The 4649-nt window shown below is 69.0% G+C and carries 4 protein-coding genes; 2 read left to right on the forward strand and 2 right to left on the reverse strand.

Going from position 1 to position 4649, the window contains the following annotated elements; translation table 11 throughout:
- Nucleotides 1–527, reverse strand: a 527-nt coding sequence (locus Y706_RS23330; protein WP_043434440.1) for a MarR family winged helix-turn-helix transcriptional regulator, incomplete at its 3' end; no start/stop codon positions are given.
- Nucleotides 528–753: 226 nt separating this feature from the next.
- On the opposite strand from Y706_RS23330, the gene Y706_RS0103120 reads away from it, so the two are divergent.
- Entirely contained in the window at nt 754–2988 is a 2235-nt protein-coding gene (locus tag Y706_RS0103120; RefSeq protein ID WP_043434444.1) for an MMPL family transporter, read from the forward strand.
- Nucleotides 2989–3027: 39 nt separating this feature from the next.
- On the opposite strand, the gene Y706_RS0103125 is transcribed toward Y706_RS0103120, so the two are convergent.
- Nucleotides 3028–3990 (reverse strand): NAD-dependent epimerase/dehydratase family protein, encoded by a 963-nt coding sequence (locus Y706_RS0103125; protein ID WP_028275421.1) that lies wholly within the window; start codon nt 3988–3990, stop codon nt 3028–3030.
- Between the two features lie 124 nt (nt 3991–4114).
- On the opposite strand from Y706_RS0103125, the gene Y706_RS23335 reads away from it, so the two are divergent.
- On the forward strand, nt 4115–4649 hold a 535-nt coding region (locus tag Y706_RS23335), incomplete at its 3' end, for a TetR/AcrR family transcriptional regulator (protein WP_084475893.1).

Consider the following 4649-nt stretch of genomic DNA (forward strand, 5'->3'; position numbering starts at 1 on the left):
TCCTCACCGGCCCGGACAGTGGCATCGATCATGGAGTTCATGAAGCGGGTGGCGATCTCCAGTTCTCCGGGCGTGAAGTTCGCCATGGCTGCGCCCATGTGGCGGGCCAGCGGCAGGAACATTGCGCCGCCGTCCCGGTAGGCCTTGGGCGTCATGCGCAGCTGCACCTGGCGGCGGTCCGCGCCCTCGCGCTCACGGACCACGTGGCCGGAACTGTGGAGCCGGTCGATCAGTGCGGTGGTGGCCGGGGAGCTGAGGTTCAGCTCTTTCCTCAGCACCCCTGGAGTGACAATCTGGTCCCGCGCCGCGTGCCGCATGATGACGGCGAGGGCGTTGAGGTCCGTGCGGTGCATGTCATTGCGGCCGCCGGCGGAGTCCACATAGCGGTTGGCTTCGAGGGTGAATTCCTGCAGGAGCCGGACGAGGGGCGGCGGACCGGCGGCTTCGGGCGGGACTGTGTTCCTGGGCGAGGCCGCGTCTTCGGATAGGCCTGCGTTTTCGGATAGGCCCGGGGATTCGGCTGACACGGCGGACCTCCTTCGTCCCTTGATCCGGCCCCGGCGGTCTGACCGCGGCAGGTCGGCGCTGTCGACGGCGCCTTCGGGAGTCTACTGCAGGGTCTGCGCAGCGGCCTGACGCCGGCTGTCTCTATTCTCCTCCGGTGCCCCGGCCAATGGGTTATCTCGATGATGGAGATAGTCTACTATGGAGTTGATCTCTGCTCCCACTCCGAGGCGCACCCTGGAAGGAAACATGAAAACGACTTCGTCCGCGGCGACCCGTGTCCCGTTCTGGCTGCGCTGGCTGGTCCCCGCAGTGCTCGTCCTGGCCTGGCTGGCCATCGCCGGCGTCGGCGGCCCTACATTCGGCCGCCTCAGCGAGGTGTCATCGAATGACCAGGCATCGTTCCTTCCCGCCGGAGCCGAGGCCACCGAGGCCGCGGACTGGCAGGCCAAGTTCAGGGACTCCAAGGAGATCCCGGCAGTGATCGTGGTTGAGAGTGACTCCGCATTCACCCCGGCCCAGCTCCGCGAGACCGCGGCCCTCAAGGGCAAGCTGGAGGCCCTGCAGGCCGGGAGCACGGTGATCGGTCCCATCCCCTCCGAGGACGCCAAGGCAGTCCAGTTCGTGGTGCCCATCGATTCCTCGGCGGAAGTGAAAACGGTGGTCAAAGAACTGCGCAACGAGGTCCGGGCGTCCGCGCCGGCCGGAATGCAGACCTTCGTCACCGGACCGGCCGGGCTCACCGCGGACCTGGTGAGTGCCTTTGCCGGCATTGACGGCATCCTGCTGCTCGTGGCCCTGGGCGCCGTGTTCCTGATCCTGCTGATTGTCTACCGCTCCCTGCTGCTGCCCGTCATGGTGCTGTTCACCTCGGTCTTCGCGCTGTGCGCCGCGATCCTGCTGGTGTTCGGCATGGCCAAGGCCGGCTGGATCCAGTTGAACGGCCAGAGCCAGGGCATCCTGTCCATCCTGGTCATCGGCGCAGCCACCGACTACGCACTGCTGTATGTGGCCCGGTTCCGCGAAGCCCTGACCCACACCACCAACCGGACGGCCGCCGCCGTCACCGCATGGAAGGCGGCCTGGGAACCGATCCTGGCCTCCGGCGCCACCGTAATCATCGCGCTGCTCTGCCTGCTGTTCTCCGACCTCAACTCCAACAAGGCCCTCGGCCCGGTGGCGGCGGCGGGCATCCTCTGCGCGCTCTTCGCCGCCCTGACCCTGCTGCCGGCCCTGATGGCACTGCTGGGCCGGGCCGCGTTCTGGCCGTTCCGGCCCAGGCTGCTCCCGGAAACCGATCGGGAACCGGCACTGGTCACCGGCCTCGAGGGCCAGAAGGGACTCTGGCGGGCGACCGGTTCGCTCGTATCCCGCCGGCCGCGCACGGTCTGGGTCGCCTCGGTGCTGCTGCTCCTGGTAGCCGCTACCGGCCTCCTGCAGCTTAAAGCCAACGGCGTCGCCCAGACCGACGTCATCCTCACTGCCTCCAATGCCGTCGACGGGCAAGAAGCCCTGGGCCGGCACTTCGACGCCGGGTCCGGCAGCCCCGCGGTGATCGTGGCCGACGAGGCAAACGCCCAGGAGGTTCTGGCGAAGCTACAGACCAGCGACGGCGTCGGAGACGCCTATCTGCTGGCCGAAGGCGGCGCCCCGGTCATCACCGGCGCCCCGGGCGCGCCGGCTGCCCCCGCAATCAGGGACGGGAAGGTCCTGATCAACGCGACGCTGAACCACGCCGCGGACTCCGCGGAAGCCGAAAACGCCGTGGTGTCGCTCCGCCAGGACCTGAAGAAGATAGACAGCGGTGTGCTGGTCGGCGGCGTGACGGCCACGGCGCTGGATACCAACACCACTGCCCAGCGCGACCTCGTCACCATCATCCCGGTGGTCCTGGGCGTCATCCTGGTCATCCTCATGCTGCTGCTGCGCTCGGTGCTCGCACCGGTCCTGCTGGTCGCGTCCGTGGTCCTGTCCTACGCCGCGGCGATGGGCGTCTCCGCCTTCGTGTTCAACAATGTCTTCGGCTTCCCAGGCGCGGATGCGACGGTGCCCCTGTTCGGCTTCGTCTTCCTCGTGGCACTGGGCGTCGACTACAACATCTTCCTGATGAGCCGGGTCCGGGAAGAATCCCTCAAGCACGGCACCCGGGCCGGCATCCTGCGCGGCCTCGTAGTGACAGGCGGGGTCATCACCTCTGCCGGGGTGGTCCTCGCGGCCACCTTCGCGGCCCTCGGCGTCATCCCGATCATGTTCCTGGTCCAGCTCGCCTTCATCGTCGCGTTCGGCGTCCTGCTGGACACGGTGCTGGTCCGTTCCCTGCTGGTGCCCGCGCTGGCCTACGACATCGGCCCGCGGCTTTGGTGGCCCGGCAAGCCCGGCCGGCCCGGGAGCGGGGCCGTGGCCGGCGATGGCGCCCGGGCCACGCTGTCCGCCGAAAATCCGAAGGCAGATCCGGCCGAAAACGAGGAGGCCGGGGTCCGCTAGGCGGAACCGAAGACCGCAGCCGCCGTCACTGTCCCCCAGTCACCGCCCGCCGTCCCCCCACCAGGCGACGGTGGCGGCGGCTGCCTCGTGCAGCGGGGTCGGTGTGAGCCCCAGGGCGGCCTGGCTCGCCGTGGAATCCATGACGAAGGGGTGCTCGAACTGGTACAGGGTCTCGGCCAGGTCCCGCATATCCGGAGAAAACACTCCCATTGCCCTCACCGCCCACCCGGGAACTCCGGTGACACGCGGTGCCCGGGCGCCGGCCGCCTTGGCGAATGCCCCCGCGATCTCGCGCTGGGTCAGTGCAGGTCCGGTGGGCGCATGCCATACCCGGTTCCACACCTGAGGCCTGTCAGCCGCCGCAATCATGGCGGCTGCGAGGTCCGGAACGTACGTGAAGGAATGCGGCTGGTCCGCCCGCCCGATCACCTGCATTGGCCTGCCGGCCGCGACGGGCCGGACCATGCGCTCGCCGGCGTGCGAGTTGCGGACCCGCGGCCCGAAGAAATCGCCGGCCACCATGCTCACGGTGGCGGTGGGGGAGGCCGCCCGGGCTGCGAGCAGTGCGGTCCGGACTCCGCGCTTGCCGCCCTGCGCCTTCCGGGGGCTGTCCTCGGTCATGATGTTTTCCGGGGTGCTGTAGGAGTACAGGCTTTCCGGGAAGACCACGACGGCGCCCGCTGCGCCCGCCGCGGCGAGCACATTCAGCTCGGCGGCCGGGAGTTCCCTGGCCCACACCTCGGCGTTGTACCGCGAGCCGTGGATGCAGTGAAAAACGGCCGCGGCGCCCTGGAAGGCCTCGCCGAGCCGGGCGGGCTCGGACACGTCGATCGACACTCGTTCCACCAGCGGGTGGGCGGGTCCGCTGCCGGACCTTGTCAGGAGGCGCACCCGGTGTCCCGCCGCTGCCAACTGTTCGGCGACTGTCCAGCCCACCGGCCCGGCCCCTGTGACGACGTGGAGCCTGGACGGTTGGTGCCCGGAGGCTGCAGGTTGGGACATTCCGATCTCCTTTTCAAATAACGAGAGCAGTGCTCTCCCATTCAGGATGCGACGCCGCTGCCGACAAGTCAAGAGCAGTGCTCACATTTGTTGACAGTGCTCTTGGATGTGGAATGCTGGACTCATGCCAGAGGACAGGATTGCGGGCGCGACAGACGCCGGCGTTGCGGCCGGCCCGGCCGGAGCGGCCCCGGCGGCGGTGCGGCTGGGCACCCCGCGCGAGCGTGCCCGGGCTCAGACGGTGGCCGATATCATCCGCCTGGGCCGGGAGCATCTGGCGCTGCACGGGGCCGCCGCGCTGTCCCTCCGTGCCGTGGCCCGTGATCTCGGGGTCGTCTCTTCGGCGGTCTACCGATACGTTGAGAGCCGCGAGGAACTGCTGACCCTTCTGCTGATTGATGCGTACAACGAACTTGGCGATGCGGTGGATGCCGCCGTCGGGGCAGTGCCGGAGGATGACTTCGGCGGGCGCTTCGTGACACTGGGCTGCGCGGTGCGGGACTGGGCGCTGCATGAGCCATCGCGCTACGCCCTGCTCTTTGGCAGTCCGGTGCCTGGTTACCGGGCCCCGGTGGAGCGGACCACCGGCCCCGGGACGAGGGTGATTTCGGCCCTGATTGGAATCCTCGACGGCGCCTTCCGGGCCGGGCGGCTCGCCG

Origin of the sequence: Arthrobacter sp. I3 (genome assembly GCF_000520575.1) — a bacterium.
Taxonomy (GTDB): Bacteria; Actinomycetota; Actinomycetes; order Actinomycetales; family Micrococcaceae; genus Arthrobacter; species Arthrobacter humicola_A.